This window comes from Caldithrix sp. (assembly GCF_056497305.1).
The window spans coordinates 1-17,761 of record NZ_JBSMDE010000106.1; the positions used below are offsets into that span (position 1 = coordinate 1).

Here is a 17,761-nt window from a genome sequence, read left to right on the forward strand (position 1 = left end):
ATTATTGAGTTCAGTATAAAAACCACGAATTTCACGGATTAACACGAAGATATTTGATGTAATTTAAATAAAAACAATAGGCAAATTTAAATAAAATTCGATAATAATACCTTTTTAGAGTGGACTCATTATTTAATAATGAGAATTGATTACTGCCGGTTAGAATGAACTGTCCTTTTTGAGATGAGCTGTCTACAATTTCTTGAATATAAGATAGCAGTTCTGGCGCACGTTGAATTTCATCCAGAATGGCGCCATTTTGTAATGATCGTAAAAATGAACGTGGGTCGGTTGAGGCCAGTTCCCTTAAATCGGGATTTTCGAGATTGTAGTACGATTTTTCTGGAAAGAGTTTTTTTACCAGTGTGGTTTTACCTGTTTGTCGCGGGCCAGTAATTGTGATAACCGGATATTGTCGGTAAAGCTGGAGTATAACGGGTTCAATGTTTCGAGGAATAAGTTTCATTTTTGAACAAATTTTAAATTGAACTGCAAATTTGTTCAAAATGTAAGAGGTTAATTCTTTAAATGCAAATCTGAAAATTCCAATTGTAATTATGAAATAAACCATTAATGGCATTCATTTTGCCTTCAAAAATTGAAACACGAAATTTTTTGCCTTAATATCCTGTCTTTTAATGAATTCGTGTATTCTTCTGGATGGGGTTAAAGCCCAGGCGAAATATTCATGTGATTGGGCATCTCCGCCATAAATAGCGGAGTTCGTCGCTGTTGTGTAGGTGAGAATCCTGACGCTGTATGGCGTTAAGTTGGATTGAAACCTTCGGCAAAAAGCTTGTCAGAATAATAGAACTTCCATAAAAAAAGTTGAAAAATATGTTGTGTTTTGTTATCTTTTTCGAGTAAAATAATTACTCAAAAAAGGGGCGTATGTTAGACTCCTTAATCACTTCGCAAACGCGCGTAAAATTGTTGATGCGCTTTTTTTTGAATCCCCGCATGAGCGGTTACTTGCGGCAGCTGGCTAAAGAATTTGGCGAGTCGACCAACAGCATCCGCACCGAACTTAACAAACTGACCCAGGCCAAAATTCTTTCTGTCGAAACCCAGGGCCGAAATAAAGTGTACCGCGCCAATACCAATCATCCCCTGTTCGAAGATATCCGCAATATTGTGGTCAAATCCATGGGTATCGATAAGGTTGCGACGAATATCATCAACAAACTGGGAAACGTAAAACTGGCCTTCATTCGCGGTGATTACGCGGTAGGAAAAGACAGTGGATTGATCGATCTGGTGATTGTAGGTAATGCGATCAATCTAAAAGAGGTGGAACGCGTGCGCACAAAAACCGAAAATCTGATCAGGCGCAAGATTAATACCCTGGTTTTAAAGGAAGAGGAGTTCCAGAAGCTACGCGACACCTTAGAAAAAGATCCTATTCTGATCTTATTGAAGGAGGAGGCCCCGTGAAGATCGGCATGGTTCTGGATCGTCCCTTCCCTCCGGACCATCGGGTGGAAAAAGAGGCATTAAGCTTAATTGCCGCCGGTCATCAGGTTCATTTGTTTTGTTTTAATCATGGCGGACAAAAAGCCAGGGAAACGGTGCGCGGAATTCAGGTTGTGCGTTTTTATTTACCAAAAATTTTATTTAAAAAGCTGCTGCCGTTGATTAATGTGCTGCCTTTTTACAATGGGTTCTGGTGGTGGCATTTAAAACGGAAAGTTAAAGCATTGGGCATTGAGGCCCTGCACATTCACGATTTGCCGTTGAGTAAGGTGGGACTTAAATTAAAGAGGCACTTTAAAATTCCTTTGATTATCGACATGCACGAAAATTACGCCGATTGGATCGAAGAGACGCCACATTACAATACGTTTATTGGACGGCTGGTAAAAAAGTGGAGTAATTGGCGGGCTTATGAGCGCTTCTACTTGCAGCAGGCAGACTATGTGATCGGTGTGGCGCCCATATTAATTCAAAAAATGATTGGCAATTATGACCTGCCACCTGAGAAGGTGATTTTTGTGCCCAACACACCAGACCGCCATTTTCTGGATGTCATTCAACAGGATGACGATATCAAACAACGCATGAACGGCCGGTTCAACCTGATTTACGTGGGCGGCATTGCCTACCTGCGCGGCCTGCAAAACGTTATTCCACAGATGAAGGAAATCAAGAAGCGCATTCCAGAGATCCAGCTGGTGATCGTGGGCGATGGTTCTTATTTGCCGGAATTAAAAAAGCTGGCGCAGCGTCTGGGTCTGGAAGAAACGGTGGCGTTTTGCGGCTGGGAATCCATTCCGCGCGTGGCCGGTTACATTTCGCTGGCTCACATCGGTTTGTACCCGCCGTTAAAATATCAGGGCGTGGACGATAAGGTACCGACCAAGCTATTTCAGTACTGGGCGTTGGCCAAACCAATTATTGCCTCTGATCATAAACTACCCAGGGAGATGATCGCTAAATATCAGGCCGGTTTTACCGTGGATTTTGAAAAGCAGGGGGCAAAGTTTGTGGAACTGGTGGAAAAACTGTACAGGGAACCGGAATTGCGCGAACAAATGGGTCGTAATGGCCGACGGGCTATCGACGAAGAGTGGAACTGGGAGAAAACCGTACAGCCATTATTGGAACTTTATCGAAGATTAGAAAAAGGAGAAAACATTGCAGTTACAAAATAAGAAGGTACTGGTTACCGGGGCCGATGGTTTTATCGGTTCACATTTGACGGAAATGCTTTTGAAAAGAGGTTGTCGGGTACGTGCTTTGTCCTATTACAATTCGTTTAATTACTGGGGCTGGTTGGAAGACATCCCTCCTTCCGAAAATCTGGAAGTCGTTAGCGGGGATATTCGGGATGCGCATTTTGTCGATACATTGGTTGAGGGCGTTGATGTGGTCTTTCATCTGGCCGCTTTAATTGCCATCCCATTTTCTTATCGGGCGCCCGATAGTTATGTGGACACCAATGTTAAGGGCACCTTACATATTTGTCAGGCTGCACGGCGGCACGGTGTAAAAAAATTGCTGCACACTTCCACCAGTGAGGTTTACGGAACCGCACAATACGTGCCTATTGATGAAAACCACCCATTGCAACCCCAATCACCTTACAGCGCCAGTAAAATTGGCGCCGACGCCATGGCCATGAGCTTTTATTACAGTTTTCAACTACCAGTGACCATTGCCCGGCCTTTTAATACCTATGGTCCCCGACAATCAGCCAGGGCGGTAATTCCCACGATTATTACGCAATTGGCTGCCGGGGCAAAAGAAATAAAACTGGGCGATTTACGGCCCACGCGCGATTTTAATTTTGTACAAGATACCTGCAAAGGCATGATCTTACTGGCTGAAGCAGAAAACACCATTGGCCAGGTGTTTAATATCGGTTCGGATTCTGAGATTTCTATTGGCGATTTAGCAAAAAAAATCATGAAACTGATGCAGATGGAGGCAAAAATAGTTTCCGAAGCTCAGCGTTTGCGTCCTAAAGATTCCGAGGTTCTACGTTTAAGATGTAACAATCAGAAAATAAGACAGGTTGCAGGTTTTAAACCGGACTTTACTTTAGACGAAGGCCTAAAGATCGCCATTGATTGGTTTACCAAAAAGGAAAATTTAGCAAAGTATAAGAGCGATCTTTACAATGTTTGAGCAAATCATTTCGTTTATTAAAGAATTGTACAATAATGCGGAATTTGTACCGCTTCATGAACCGCGTTTTGTGGGCAGTGAAAAAAAGTATGTGGATCAGTGTATTGAAAGCACTTTTGTTTCCAGTGTGGGAGAATTTGTGACGCGATTCGAAAAAGAAATGGCCCGTTACACAGGTAGCAAATTTGCTGTAGCGACCTCCAATGGAACTTCTGCCCTGCATCTGGCCCTATTACTGGCTGGAGTAACAGCGGAAAGCGAAGTGCTAACCCAGCCATTGACATTTATTGCAACAGCTAATGCCATTCGTTATTGCGGAGCTCACCCGCTTTTTTTAGATGTTGATGAAAAGACTCTGGGCCTCTCGAGTGAAAAATTAGCACATTTTTTAAAAACTTCCACTTTACGTCAGAAGGATGGTACATTAATCAATCGCATCACCCGTCGTAAGATTTCGGCCTGTTTACCCATGCATACCTTTGGGCATCCCTGCCGAATTGATGAAATCGTTGAGGTTTGTAGTGCTTACGGTCTTCCGGTAGTGGAAGATGCTGCCGAGGCCATGGGCAGCTATTACAAAAATCAGCATGCAGGTACCTTTGGATTGCTTGGCGTATTGAGTTTCAATGGCAATAAAATTATTACTACGGGCGGTGGAGGAATAATCCTTACCAATGACGAAAGTCTGGCAAAAAAGGCCAAACATCTCTCAACTCAGGCCAAGGTTCCACATCCCTGGGAATACGTACACGATGCTGTAGGCTTCAATTATCGCATGCCCAACCTGAATGCAGCCCTGGGTTGTGCGCAATTGGAAACGTTAGATCAGTTTTTAAACAGTAAAAGAGAAATTGCCCGCCAATACAAGTTGTTTTTCAAAGACATCGAGTCGGTCACTTTTTTTGAAGAACCTCAATTTGCCCGTTCCAACTATTGGTTAAATGCTGTATTGTTTGAAACGAAAGAAGAGCGTGATCTGTTTTTAAAACTCAGCAACAAAGCGGGAGTACAGACGCGACCAGCCTGGAAATTGATTCATGAGCTGGAAATGTACAGAGATGAAATTTCACAGGATGTTGTTACCGCACAGGAAATTGCCCATAAATTGGTGAATATTCCCAGTAGTGCCATCATTTAGAGGTAGAAATGAAATTACCGGATTTCATAATCATTGGCGAAACGAAATGTGGAACCACTTCTTTTTACAACTATTTAATTCAGCACCCCAAGATTCTGGAGACCTTTGGAAATGGGGATCAGGTAGATGAAATTTATCGTACCAAAGAGATACGTTTTTTTGACCGTTATTTTGCTCGGGGCGTCGAGTGGTACAAGCAGTGTTTCCCTGATACGCGTGCAGGAGAAATTACTGGTGAAGCAACGCCCATGTACATGTACCGCACTCTGGCCCTTTACCGCATAAAAAAAGTTGTACCACATGCCAAATTCATTATTCAATTAAGGAATCCAGTTGATAGATTGTATTCCAATTATCAACACTACTACAAATGGGTACCCGGTTTTAAAGACAAATATCAAAATTTTCGACACTTTTTAAATACAGCCCGGGATACCGATTATTTTATGATTGATAAGGGCATTTATGTCCAAACTATTGAGCGCTGGTTTAAATTTTTCCTTCGAGACCAATTTTTTATTTTTTCTCTGGAGGAACTGGAAGAACAACCACAAAAAATTTACAGTGCTGCCTTAGAATTTTTAGGTGTTGAAGATTTTAAATTGGCGAAATTTCAAAAGCTGCGTGCCTTAAATTACGATCCAATGGATCAGGATGTTCGGGAAATGTTGGTAGAATTTTATGAACCATTCAATAAACAGTTGTACGATTTGTTGGGAAAACAATTTAATTGGGATAAATAGCCATGAGCCGAATTACTGACATAGATCAATTAAAAATAGATTTAAACGAAACCATGTTAAATGCCATCCGCAAAATGGACGCATTAAAACGAAAACTTCTAATTGTAACAAAGAAAGACGAGTACTTCAGCTTGTTAAGTATTGGCGATATTCAGAGAGCTATTATTAAAAATATTCCATTTTCAGAACCTATTAAAAACATTTTGCGCGAGAATGTCAGAGTTGCCAGGGAAGAAGAAACCTACGAAGCGATTAAGGAGATGATGCTCAAATTCCGAACCGAGTTTATGCCGGTGGTGAACCGAAAAAATCAGATTGTAAAAGTCTATTTCTGGGATGACATTCTGGGAGAAGAATTTGTTGAAGAGGAGGTATTAGATTTACCTGTCGTGATTATGGCTGGTGGAAAGGGAACGCGTTTAAAGCCCATTACTAATATCATTCCTAAAGCGCTTGTTCCTATTGGTGAAAAACCCATTATTCAGTTAATCATAGAAAGCTTTGTAAAAATAGGCTGTAAAAAGTTTTACATCTCCCTAAATCACAAGGCAGAGATGATAAAACAGTATTTTGAAGAAATTGAGAATCGGGACTTCCAGTATTATTTTTTCCAGGAGTCAAAACCGCTGGGCACAGCGGGGAGTCTTTTCTTGCTAAAGGATAAAATCCGCAAACCTTTTTTTGTCTCCAATTGTGATATCTTAATCGACCAGGATTATCGCGAAATATTTAAATATCACCAGGAAAACCAGAACGAATTGACCATTGTAGCTGCTTTACGTCATTATGATATTCCTTATGGTATTTTAGAAACAGGCCAGGGAGGGGTCTTAAAGAAATTAACTGAAAAGCCCAATTTGACCCTCCAGGTGAATACGGGTCTCTATGTTCTTGAACCACACCTATTAAAGGAAATTCCGGAAGATCGATTTTTTCACATAACGGATTTAATTCAAAAGATCCAAAAGAGGAATGGTAAAGTGGGCGTATTCCCCATAAGCGAGAAATCGTGGATTGACATAGGTAAGTGGCAGGATTATCAGAAATTGTTCAACAAAATCGGATAGTTTTTACATGGCTAAAAATCCTTCAATCTTATTTATCTTTACCGGGGCGAATCATCGTTCTGTCAATGTTAAAAAATGGCTTGATCTGTTTAAAGACGGTTCTGAGTTAAACATTGCTATTATGTTGCCTCAAATATCCAGCGAAGAGATGAAATCACTGGAAAAGCAATATCCTGATTTTGTTTTCATTTATTTTAAATCTTTTAAGGAAATGAAAAACCTGTCTCTACTAGCCAGATACAAATACATCCAGAAAATCAGCAAGGCTATAGACCTTCTTAAAGTTGATGTCATCCATCTTCATGGAGCATTTTACAACTACATGATTTATCCTTTGTATTGGCTAAGATCAAATCCTGTACTGATTTACAACATCTGGGGGAGTGATTTTAATTTAAAATATAGGAAGAAATTAAAGAACACACTCATCCTTAAATCGTTGATCAAGAAAGCAGATTTAATCTGGACCAACTGGTTTCAGTTAGGTTTCACAATCAAATCACTGTTTCCTGAATATAAAGAGAAGGTCAAAAGCATACCCTGGGGCGTGCCGGAATATTTATTTTATCCTCCTGATCCGAATTTGGTCAAAGCAACAAAGGACAGATTCGAGCTTTCACAGGAAGACTACGTGTTACTGTACACACGGGGGCTGGTTCCAAATTCTAACCATCAAAAATTGTTAGAAGCCGTAGCCCTGTTGCCCAGATCGTTAAAATTTAAATTAATTATTCATCATACCAGACCTGATTCTGAAAATGCAAAAAATTTAAAGCAATTTGTACAATCCCATAAACTGACGGGCAAGGTGCTCTTTTCGGAACAGTACCTGGATGAGTTGCAAATGCAAGCATTATATCATGTTGCTGATCTGGTTTTTTCTCTAACCACTCAGGAGCAATTTTCTCAGGTAATAGTAGAGGCCATCCTTGCTCGTTGCCAATTGATTTTACATCAAAATGAAGCCTACCAGTTTTTGAAAGAAGTGTTTCGCTTCCATGTTGAATTAGTTGATGTTTTTAACGCACAACAACTGGCCCAAAAAATTGAGTATTTTATTCGAAATCGCCCAGAACCAGATTATTCTTACGAATCCATGGTTATTGACCGTCTGTTCCGATTTTCCAGAAATAAAAGCGAAATAATTGATCTTTACCGGGAATTAATCTACAAAAAGACAGGGAAGTAAATTGGGAAACCTGTTTAAAAAAATTGCAAAAAATTCTGCGATTTACAGTTTGGGAAATGTCTCTTCCAAGTTAGTAGGTTTTATTCTCTTACCCATTTACACAAAATATCTGACGATTCATGATTATGGCATTTTAGCGATTTTAGAAATTTCCGGACAATTTTTAAGCTCTGTGTTAAGCATGGGTTTGTATTTTTCTTTAAATCGCTGGTATTGGGATTCTGATTACAAAGACAAACAGAATATTCTTTTCTTTATGGTCGTTAGCGCTTTAGTGGTGGTGGGTAGCACGATTTTATTTGGTCTGTTTATCTTTGCTGATCATCTTTCACAATTTATTTTTTCTTCGGATCAATACGTCTATTACATAAAACTTCTTTTGTTTTCGGTGTTTCTGAATATGCTTAGTCGTGCGGCATTGAACCTGATGCGCATTCAGGAAAAAGCTGTTTTATATTCTGTATCTAATTTAACACGCTTCTCCGTGAATCTTTTGTTGACCGTTTATTTTGTTGCTTTTTTGAAACGCAATGTGGCTGGAATTTACGAGGCCCAGATTATTGGATTTGTTGTCTTTTTTGTAGTGATTTCCAGATACTTTATTAAAAACATTCACATCAGATTCGAATTCCTGTTATTTAAAGAGATGCTGGCTTTCGGATTGCCGATGATTTTTACCTCCATTGCTGGAATTATCCTGTCTATTACAGATAGGTACAGTCTGCGCTTTTTGGCTACAATGGGGGAAGTTGGTATTTATTCTTTTGGATTTAAAATCAGTAATAGTTTAAAAGTGTTTTTAGGACAATCCATAATCTGGGCATTGACGCCCGTAATGTACAAAGTAATGAAAGATGCTCAGGCCAGGCAATTCTATTCCAAAACGCTAAATTATTTTACCTTTGTGTTAACGCTTTCTGTTCTTTTGCTTTCATTGTTTGCTAAAGAAATAATCGAACTGATTGCAAAAAGTCCGGATTATTATCGAGCGTATCAAATTGTACCCATCATTGCTTTTGCTATTTTATTCGATCTCTTAAAAAATGTGTCGGCTATTGGGATTAATATAGCTAAAAAGACTAAAACAACCGCCATGATCATTACAATGGTGGCGATTTTAAATATAGGGTTAAATATATTGTTAATCCCACATTACCAGGCAATGGGGGCAGGAGTTGCAACACTTATTTCGCAGATGATTGCCTTTATGTCTATTACGTATTTTGGACAAAAATTTTTCACCATTCCTTACGAATATGGCAAATTATCGTTAATGATCATTTTGTGTGCAGGAATTCTGGTTATCTCCACATTATTTAACGACTATATTCTTGTTCATCGCCTTCTCATCAAGACCGCTCTAAGTTTAACATTTCCGTTGATCTTAATAATAACCCGTGTTATTCAGCCCAAAAACTTAGCTTTATTTAAGAATCAATAATCATTAGTGAGAAACACCATTTACAAATAAATTATGGATCTCCTGGGCATTGGCTGCATGGCCCAGAATGACTAATTCATCAATTTTACCATTAAACATTCGATTGGCAGCGTTACCTTCTGGAACAAGGCCACCTACCAAAATGGGATATTGTTGATGGTTGAAATTAGCCACGTCATTCGCTTCTAAAATTTTTTCTCCATTTAAATAGAGTTCTACTTTATCCTTTCTAAAAATACCAGTAGCAAAATACCATTGTTGTGGTTCAATAACATCGAATTCTCTGAGCAAAATCTGATTAGAAATTGCTGGAACTGTAAAAAGTAAATTCATATTAAAAGGTGGAGATGGTGTGCCAATATGAAATGAAAAATCAAGTGCCAAAGAGGTATTCGGCCCTTTAATAACCATCATTTCTACATCAGCGGCTTCACCTGGTGTCTCGCGAATGTAATCATTATTCTTGTAAAACCAGAAAGCAATGGTCTTTTCGTCCAGGTTGTAAATATCAATGTGCGGAATTTCGAGATAGTCGTCAATACCGTCAAAGTTAACAGCCCGACCAAATTTCCCCTCACTAAAAATGACCCCGCCGTGATCCAATGCGTGGTTTTGAAAGGCACTCTGATCTCTTAAATTGCCATCAAAAGGAAAATAGGCGATCAAATCTGGATGGGTGTCGCCCCAGGTAACGATTATTCGCAACGAACCGCTCACCGGATTTAGTTGTAAATAAACCGGAGTAATGATTCCTGGTGCAATATAAACCATGGTACTACCGCTGTAGATAACGGTCCCCTCAGCATTCAGGGCGTTCACGGTTAACATCCAGGAACCGGTTGGGATTTCATTAATTTCGGCCACGGCGTAGCTATCGGCCATAGTAAACCGAAAGCGAATTGTATCCTGCTCATTGGCTAAAATGCCTTCAATGGCGTGAACTTCCCGCGGGGCTTGTCGCATGTCCATTTTTAAACTTAGAGAGCCTGGAGGAGTTGGTTCCTGTTCAATAAGCCCCGGAGTATTTTTCTGGCAAGCGGTAAAGAGTCCCAGAACAATGAGCGCTAAAATCAAGGGAAGACCTCTCATGTTTCACCTCGCAATAAATTTTACCAAAAAACGGGGCGTGCGTACCAAAAATATGCATGCCCGTAAGTAATTTGCTCTAAATGCCCCGTTTCGATCTGGTAACGGAACAACTGGCGATCCTGGTGATCAGGGCCAACAATCACTGAGAAAATGACAGATTGCCCATCATAGGTAAAGGCCGGATAGGTAGCCTGCCCTAATTCTGTAACATTGATTTCCTTTTCCTGATTGGTGACCAGATCGTGAATGACCACAGCCATATAGGTGGAATCTAAGGAGATTTTGCTAAACACCATGCGTTGCCCATTTCGATCAAAAGAAGGAAATTCGCAGTGAAAATCGCCCGTAATAACCGCCTGTTTCTGGCTTCCATCATGTTTGATGCGGTCAATCTGAAATGTTCCATGGTGGTTTACATGATAATAAATCCAGTCGGAGTTGGTAGGAGTGGCCGGATATTTCTTTTTACTCGAGTCATTCAGGATGGTGTGAAAATCCTGCCCATCAACATTGACCGAAGCCAGCTGCCAGGGATAGGAATAATCGCCAAAATATTTGTAATCAAATAAAATGCGGTTCAGAACAGGTGAGTAAAATAGGAAGTTGGCATTTACGCCAAGAAAGCTTAACGTGGTTATGCGATGCGTGGAGAGATCGAAGCGGCAGAGTTCATCCCTACCCCGTAAGAAGACAAAACTGTTTCGTTGAGCATCCGTCCATATGGGGTAACGGCCGTCAATTAAATCAAAAATTTTAGAACCATTGTCCTGCATGAGCAAAATACGCCATTCCCCAGCAGGGTTTTTAGCCATCAGTAACATCATGTTTTCCGGAACGCCGCCCCAGCTTACGGTGATGTCAATGCCACCCGTAATCTCCACCAGATTTAAAAAAACGGGTGTAACTTTACCAGGCTCTACAAAAACGTACACTGAGCCCGAATATGTTCGTTTTCCTGCTCTGTCGAAGGCATCAACCTGTAAGTACCATTCTCCACTTTCAATATTTCCAATCGTAGCCTGTGCCAATCCATCATGCATCTCAAAGTCAAAAAAAATCGTGTCGTGCCCCTCTTTGGTTAAAAAGCCTTTTAAATAGGCCACGTTGTCCGGCGCTTTTTCCATGTCGATGCTTAACGACAAATTTCCGGCATCGATGCTTTCCGGAGGGGTGTTTTCTGTGACCATTTTGGAGCAGAAAGTTAAAACTAAAAAAATGAAGAAGAACAAGGGGAAAGACCGTTTCATCTTTTTATTCTCCCTGGTTTGCTAAACAAAGGAATGAAAGCTTTTTTATAATTTAACATAAAAATTTAAAAATTCAAGCTTAATCTTATTGCCTTATGAAGCATTAATTTGCTTCATAAGAAAATTTTGGGAGGAAACCCAAGCAGAGGAACTTTTTGATATTTTTGAAGATATTCAATTACTTTGCCGGTTAACCAGATTCCAGAATAAGTAGAATACTTCCTTCAAAACTTATAATCCCGCTTAGCGGGATGCGAAAATTTTTGTGCTATGTGAGGAAGTAAATCTGTTGAATTGTTGATTTGTTGAATAGTGGAATGAGCATCGGGCTGACACAGCGAATTCCCATTGTTCGTGAATGGTATTTCCAACATAGGTGAGAAAATTCCCCCACCATGCCTTCCCCCTTTCACAGATTTTTATTCTGGGAGAGGGGGATCGAGGGGGTGAGGGCTAATTGGTGAAATGACTTCTGCTGTTGGAGGAGTAAAGTTAAGAGTATATGAGTGTAAGAGTTAAAGGGTTCCAGGCCATCGGCCTGTCATTATTTAAAGAAGTTTTTGGGTTGCGGCTTTGCAGCCTTAGATCTTTGAGTTCAACAAAATGGGATGCGCGGATATTTCACAATTCTGATTTTTCTGGCGGGAAAAATACCTTTTTTGCTTTTAATTCAGAACATGAGGTAAAAGAGCTTCCAGAATTAATGGCATTTTTGTATTTTTTTTTAATTTTTTTTTATGTATTTCCGATAATAAAAACAAAAGATTCATTCTCAAGGTAAATCATGATGAAAAAGAAACGAAATGTTAAGTTAAATATTTTTAACAAGATGGGGCCTTTAAAAATCAAAAATGAGCAGATACAGGTCGGTCAATCCAATAATCATAATTTTACAAACTTTATTCATTTTCGCTGGAGAGATGTAAAAAAAATTATCGCCGGAATTCCGGATGAAGTTTCGCGCAACGTGGAAGAAATGCTCGGTTATACAGAGAATGATTTTTTAGAAGGGAAGATTACTTTTGCACAGCTCATTGTGCCTGAACATCGAAAAGTGGTTTTAAAAACCTTTAAAGAACATTCCAAAAAAGATACGCCTTATTTTCAGAACAGGCCCTATGCTCTAATGCATAAAGATGGTCATTATATCTGGGTCATCGATTACGTTTCCATCTATCGTAATACCGAAAACAAAATTTACGAATATCAGAGTTTTGTTGTTGATATTTCTGAAGCATTGGAAACCAAACGATTAATATCCAACCAGCGCAATCGCATGGAAAAGCTTTACGAGATTATCAGCCGTTTGAACAGAGCAAAATCGTTGGATGAAATTTTCCAGATTACATTAGAAGGAGCAAAATCTATTCTAAATGCTAATCGCGCCTCCGTTTTGCTATTCGGTGCGGACCAAAAAGTGCATTTTGTCGCCTGGGATGGGTTGTCTGAAATGTATCGTCAAAAGACCGATGGACATAGTCCCTGGCAAAAACATGAAACCGATGCCCAGCCCATTTTTATTTCTGATGTAGAACATTCCGATCTATCAGAAGATATAAAAAAAGTCATCCAGGATGAAGGCATCAGAGCCCTGGGATTTGTCCCTATGGTGAATCCGGACGGCTTATTAGGCAAATTTATGGTGTACTACGACCATCCCTACATTTGTAACAATGAGGGCAAACACCTGGCGCAACTACTGGCAGATAATCTAACTGCAATTATTAGTCGCATGCAGGCTCTGGAACAAGCCCTGCACTCTGAAAGGAAGTATCGTTCCATTTTTGAAAACATTTCTGAAGGTATTTACCAAACTTCTTATGAAGGTAAACTCCTAACCGCCAATCAATCGATGGCTAACATCCTGGGATATGATTCTATTGAAGAACTTCTCTCTATTGAAAATGTGCGGGAAATTTACTGGGATCCTGATGATCGTCAACGATTGATCAAATTAATCGAAAAAGAAGGAGTATTAAAAAATACTGAAGTAAAATTAAAACGTAAAGATGGAAAGCCCGTTTGGATTCTGATGAATGACAGGCCCGTTTACGATGCCAACGGACACTTTCTTTATTTTGAAGGAACCATTCTTGACATTACCGATCTAAAAAATACACAGGATGAGATTAAAGAATTAAACGAATTTCAAAGACTTATCTTAACCTTTGCTGCCGAATACATTAATGTACCACTGGATCAATTTGATGAAAAAATAAATCGCGCATTACAGATTTTAGGGGAATTCACGGGCGTCGATCGTGTCTATCTCTTTGATTACCATTTTGAACGCGGTATTATGACCAATACACATGAATGGTGTGCGCCTGGCATACCGCCTGAAATTGACAACTTACAGGAGGTGCCTAATGAGCTTGTGCCCGAATGGGTCAATGCCCATCTTCATGGCCAGATGATTCATATCCCCGATGTTTTAGAATTACCTCCAGAAAGTAATCTACGAAAGATTTTAGAACCTCAGAATATTAAAACCCTGATTACCGTACCAATTATGCAACACGGAAAGTGCATCGGTTTTGTGGGATTTGATTCTGTAAGGGCAAAAAGACAATGGACTAAAAATGAAATTGCACTTTTAAAACTCTTTGCTGAAATTGTCAGCAACGCCAGAGAACGAAAGGAGAAAGAAGAGACCATTACCCGCAGAGAAGAACAACTACGTGCCCTGATCAATGCCACGCCCGATATCATCTGCTTTAAAGACGGCAAAGGCCGCTGGTTAGAAGCCAATGAAGCGGATTTAAAATTGTTTGAATTAGAGGATATTCAATACCAGGGCAAAACAGATCGAGAACTTTCCCACTATTCCAAATTTTATCGTGATTCTCTACTTACCTGCGAAATAACCGATGAAAAAGCATGGCGGAAAGGTACGATATCCCGAAACGAGGAAATAATTCCTAAACCAGACGGAACACTAAAAATTTATGATGTAATTAAGGTACCTCTTTTCAATGAGGATGGCAGCCGGAAAGGGCTGGTCGTTTTTGGTAGAGATATTTCTGCTCTGAAAGCCACTGAAAAATTGTTAGAGAGGCAACTTCATTTTTCCAATGCATTAAATCTCTTAGCCAAAAAAATAATACAGGGCAACACACGCAGAGAAATTCTTAAAGACACCATTGCCATTATCGGACGTACCTTGGAACTGGATCATTGCGCGATCTATGAAATCATCCAAAAGGAAACCTGTCGTTTAATTACAGATTGGATCAAAGAAAATATGACCAAAGCTCGTTGGCCCAAAATAAATGAGCTTCCCTGTAGTCAATTTTCCCTTTCATTGCGCCATATTTTTAATAATCAGGTTCACATTGAAAGCCAATCGGATAAACCCTACACCCTGTTTATCAAAGAGGGGTCAGATAGGTTCATCCATAAAACGTTAAAAATTAGAAGTTTATTGTGGTATCCTATTATTTTATCGTCATCCGAAAAATATGTTTTGGCCTTCACGTTTCTTACCAAAAAGCACAAATGGGACCAGGAAGAATTAAAATTCACAACTTCCATTGCACAGCTGATTGAAATTGCTTTACAAAAGATCCGTTTTTTGGAGGAACAACAAAATGCCGCCTCAGAAATAAAACGCCTTGCCACCCTGGTAGAGCAATCAACCTCTGCGCTGATTATCACCGATACCAATGGAGTGATCAATTATGTAAATCCGGCTTTTGAGAAGATAACCGGTTTTAACAGGGAAAAGGCAATCGGAGAGCCCCTTTCCATTTTGAAAAGCGAGCTTAGGGATGAAATATTGGAAAGCCTTAATAAAGGCAATGTTTGGAGAGGGCGATGGATTAATAAGCATCGCGACGGCTCAGCATATCATGAGGATGTGGTCATTTTCCCAATCAGAGATAACACAGGTCAAATCATCAATTTTTGTAAAAGCGCACGCAATATCGAAAACGAAATTCGCCTCGAAGAACAACTTCGTCAGATGCAAAAAATGGAAGCTATTGGACAATTGGCAGGTGGAATTGCTCATGATTTTAACAATCTGCTCACGGTCATCAATGGATACGCCGAATTAGTGCTCACACGTTTAAAAAAAGCCGACCCGACGTACCCGGCTCTTAAGGCCATTCTGGAAGCAGGAAAACGTGCGGCTACGCTTACCAATCAATTATTAGCCTTTAGTCGTAAGCAAATTGTTAATAAAGAGATTGTTAATTTAAACCAGGTTATCCTTAACACAAAAAAATTAATACGAAGGCTGATCGGCGAAGACATCCAGATTGATTTCAATTTAAAAGAGCCCCTCTCTCCTATTTTAGCCGATCGAGCCCAATTGGATCAAATTTTAATCAATCTTGTGATTAATGCTAGAGACGCCCTCAATCAGGTGAAAAAACCTGATTTTATTAAACGGATCCATATTGAAACAGATCAAGTAGAATATGACGAACAAACAGCAGCCCAACATCCGGGTATGAATTCAGGTAAGTATGTCGTTTTGCTGGTGTCCGATAATGGGGTGGGCATAGATGATGTTACAAAGCAGCGTATTTTTGAACCCTTTTTTACCACTAAAGAAAAAGGGAAAGGCACAGGGCTCGGTTTATCTACCGTTTATGGTATTGTTAAACAGAACGACGGCACCATTTATGTTTATTCCGAGCCTAATCTCGGCACGACTTTTAAGATTAATTGGCCCATGGTAGAGTTTCAATCTATGCCCAGAGCAATCAAGAAGCCTACCAATTTAAATTTAAAAGGTACAGGAACAATCCTTCTGGTCGAAGATGATAAAGATGTACGTCATTTTGCAGAAAAAGCGCTATCAAATTTTGGTTATAAAATTTTTGTTGCTTCTAACGGACGAGAAGCGCTGGATCTGGTAAAACAGTTAAACCTCAGACCGGATTTACTTATTACTGACCTGGTGATGCCAGAGATGAATGGCAAAGAGCTGGCTATTAAATTACAAAATCTCTTTCCTGACATGAAAATCATCTATGTTTCTGGTTACACGGATGATCACATTGTGCAAAATGGGATGTTAGAAAAAGGGATACATTTTATTCCAAAACCCTATTCAGCTGAAACTTTAGCTGCAAAAGTAAAAGAGGTTTTAAAGAGCTAAGGTAGCAAAGCCGCACTCAAAAACTTCTTTAAAAAATGACAGGCCGGTGCCCAGGAATCCTTTAACTCTTACACTCATATACTCTTAACTTTACTCCTCCAACAGCAGAAGTCATTTCACCAATTAGCCCTCACCCCCTCGATTCCCCTCTCCCAGAATAAAAATTTGTGAGAGGGGGAAGGCATGGTGTGGGGAATTTTCTCACCTATGTTGGAAATACCATTCACGAACAATGGGAATTCGCTGTGTCAGCCCGATGCTCATTCAACTATTCAACAAATCAACAATTCAACAGATTTACTTCCTCACATAGCACAAAAATTTTCGCATCCCGCTGTGGCGAGATTAAATCTTTTAAGGGAAGTATTACTTCATGCTCAAGTCTGTTACCAGAATTTAACAAGATTATTAATAACTTTCTGCTACAAAAAATTAAGGGGCAAGAGTAACAATTTATCTGGCACAATTATTTCATTAAGATTAATGGATGTTTTTCTTACCCTGCGTTTAAAAATTCGAATAGCATAGGTCGCTTTTTTGAGTGCCAGACCAAAGCATTCTCAAAATCCTTCTGGAGTTAACCAGATATCAACCTGGGTCATGTTTGCAAATTGGGTATTTTGTGCCTGTAAGTATATTAACCAAATAGAAACATAAAAGCCTCCGCAAAGGAGGCTTTTTAAAGGGTTCTGGTGACGCCCTACTCTCCCATCCCTTAATTGGGACAGTACCATTGGCGCAGACGGGCTTAACTTCTCTGTTCGGCATGGGAAGAGGTGTTTCCCCGTCGCCATAGTCACCAGAATTTAAGATGTTTTGACTATCATTTTAGATAGAAGTAGTAAGTATCTACCTGTTGGTAGTAAAAATAGGTTAAGTCTCACGGCGCATTAGTACTGCTCGGCTAAACGTATTGCTACGCTTACACCTGCAGCCTATCAACCTCCTGATCTCGAAGGCGCCTTTAGTGCCGACGAATCGGCAAGGGATGTCTCATCTTGGGTTGGGTTTCGCGCTTAGATGCTTTCAGCGCTTATCCACACCGAACATAGCTACCCAGCTGTGCTCCTGGCGGAACAACTGGTACACTAGAGGTTCGTCCACTCCGGT

At 39.9% G+C, this 17,761-nt stretch carries 13 protein-coding genes and 2 rRNA genes; 10 read left to right on the top strand and 5 right to left on the bottom strand.

Going from position 1 to position 17,761, the window contains the following annotated elements; translation table 11 throughout:
- Positions 1 to 31: 31 nt before the first annotated feature.
- Positions 32 to 466, bottom strand: coding sequence for an AAA family ATPase (locus ACWB0I_RS09060; RefSeq protein WP_479387738.1), 435 nt, complete (start codon positions 464 to 466; stop codon positions 32 to 34).
- Positions 467 to 891: 425 nt separating this feature from the next.
- Between ACWB0I_RS09060 and ACWB0I_RS09065 the strand changes: the two genes are divergently transcribed.
- Genes ACWB0I_RS09065 through ACWB0I_RS09100 form a run of 8 tightly spaced genes read left to right on the top strand, consistent with a single transcriptional unit; the run spans position 892 to position 9,205 of the window.
- Positions 892 to 1,434, top strand: coding sequence for an ArsR family transcriptional regulator (locus ACWB0I_RS09065; RefSeq protein WP_479387739.1), 543 nt, complete (start codon positions 892 to 894; stop codon positions 1,432 to 1,434).
- Entirely contained in the window at positions 1,431 to 2,651 is a 1,221-nt protein-coding gene (locus ACWB0I_RS09070; RefSeq protein ID WP_479387740.1) for a glycosyltransferase family 4 protein, read from the top strand. Before ACWB0I_RS09065 ends, ACWB0I_RS09070 begins: the two co-directional genes overlap by 4 nt.
- A complete protein-coding gene (locus tag ACWB0I_RS09075; protein ID WP_479387741.1) occupies positions 2,635 to 3,627 on the top strand; it encodes an NAD-dependent 4,6-dehydratase LegB in 993 nt (330 codons plus the stop codon). Before ACWB0I_RS09070 ends, ACWB0I_RS09075 begins: the two co-directional genes overlap by 17 nt.
- Positions 3,620 to 4,765, top strand: a complete 1,146-nt coding sequence (locus tag ACWB0I_RS09080; RefSeq protein WP_479387742.1) for a LegC family aminotransferase — start codon at positions 3,620 to 3,622, stop codon at positions 4,763 to 4,765. Before ACWB0I_RS09075 ends, ACWB0I_RS09080 begins: the two co-directional genes overlap by 8 nt.
- A gap of 8 nt (positions 4,766 to 4,773) precedes the next feature.
- Positions 4,774 to 5,508, top strand: a complete 735-nt coding sequence (locus tag ACWB0I_RS09085; protein ID WP_479387743.1) for a sulfotransferase family protein — start codon at positions 4,774 to 4,776, stop codon at positions 5,506 to 5,508.
- Between the two features lie 2 nt (positions 5,509 to 5,510).
- Complete coding sequence (locus ACWB0I_RS09090; RefSeq protein WP_479387744.1) at positions 5,511 to 6,575, top strand: nucleotidyltransferase family protein; 1,065 nt, start codon at positions 5,511 to 5,513, stop codon at positions 6,573 to 6,575.
- Positions 6,576 to 6,582: 7 nt separating this feature from the next.
- Entirely contained in the window at positions 6,583 to 7,764 is a 1,182-nt protein-coding gene (locus ACWB0I_RS09095; RefSeq protein ID WP_479387745.1) for a glycosyltransferase family 4 protein, read from the top strand.
- Position 7,765: 1 nt separating this feature from the next.
- Positions 7,766 to 9,205: an oligosaccharide flippase family protein gene (locus ACWB0I_RS09100; protein ID WP_479387746.1), complete on the top strand. Its 1,440-nt coding sequence runs from the start codon at positions 7,766 to 7,768 to the stop codon at positions 9,203 to 9,205.
- Between the two features lie 3 nt (positions 9,206 to 9,208).
- On the opposite strand, the gene ACWB0I_RS09105 is transcribed toward ACWB0I_RS09100, so the two are convergent.
- Both ACWB0I_RS09105 and ACWB0I_RS09110 read right to left on the bottom strand, forming a co-directional pair.
- Positions 9,209 to 10,294 (bottom strand): LamG-like jellyroll fold domain-containing protein, encoded by a 1,086-nt coding sequence (locus tag ACWB0I_RS09105; protein WP_479387747.1) that lies wholly within the window; start codon positions 10,292 to 10,294, stop codon positions 9,209 to 9,211.
- Between the two features lie 20 nt (positions 10,295 to 10,314).
- The gene (locus ACWB0I_RS09110) at positions 10,315 to 11,541 is read right to left on the bottom strand and encodes a TolB family protein (protein ID WP_479387748.1); all 1,227 of its coding nucleotides are present in this window, start codon (positions 11,539 to 11,541) and stop codon (positions 10,315 to 10,317) included.
- A gap of 502 nt (positions 11,542 to 12,043) precedes the next feature.
- On the opposite strand from ACWB0I_RS09110, the gene ACWB0I_RS09115 reads away from it, so the two are divergent.
- A complete protein-coding gene (locus ACWB0I_RS09115) occupies positions 12,044 to 12,322 on the top strand; it encodes a hypothetical protein (protein WP_479387749.1) in 279 nt (92 codons plus the stop codon).
- Between the two features lie 3 nt (positions 12,323 to 12,325).
- Complete coding sequence (locus ACWB0I_RS09120; RefSeq protein ID WP_479387750.1) at positions 12,326 to 16,651, top strand: PAS domain S-box protein; 4,326 nt, start codon at positions 12,326 to 12,328, stop codon at positions 16,649 to 16,651.
- A gap of 687 nt (positions 16,652 to 17,338) precedes the next feature.
- On the opposite strand, the gene rrf is transcribed toward ACWB0I_RS09120, so the two are convergent.
- Both rrf and ACWB0I_RS09130 read right to left on the bottom strand, forming a co-directional pair.
- Positions 17,339 to 17,455 (bottom strand): 5S ribosomal RNA (gene rrf / locus ACWB0I_RS09125).
- 65 nt (positions 17,456 to 17,520) lie between these two features.
- A 23S ribosomal RNA gene (locus ACWB0I_RS09130) occupies positions 17,521 to 17,761 on the bottom strand; the annotation flags it as partial.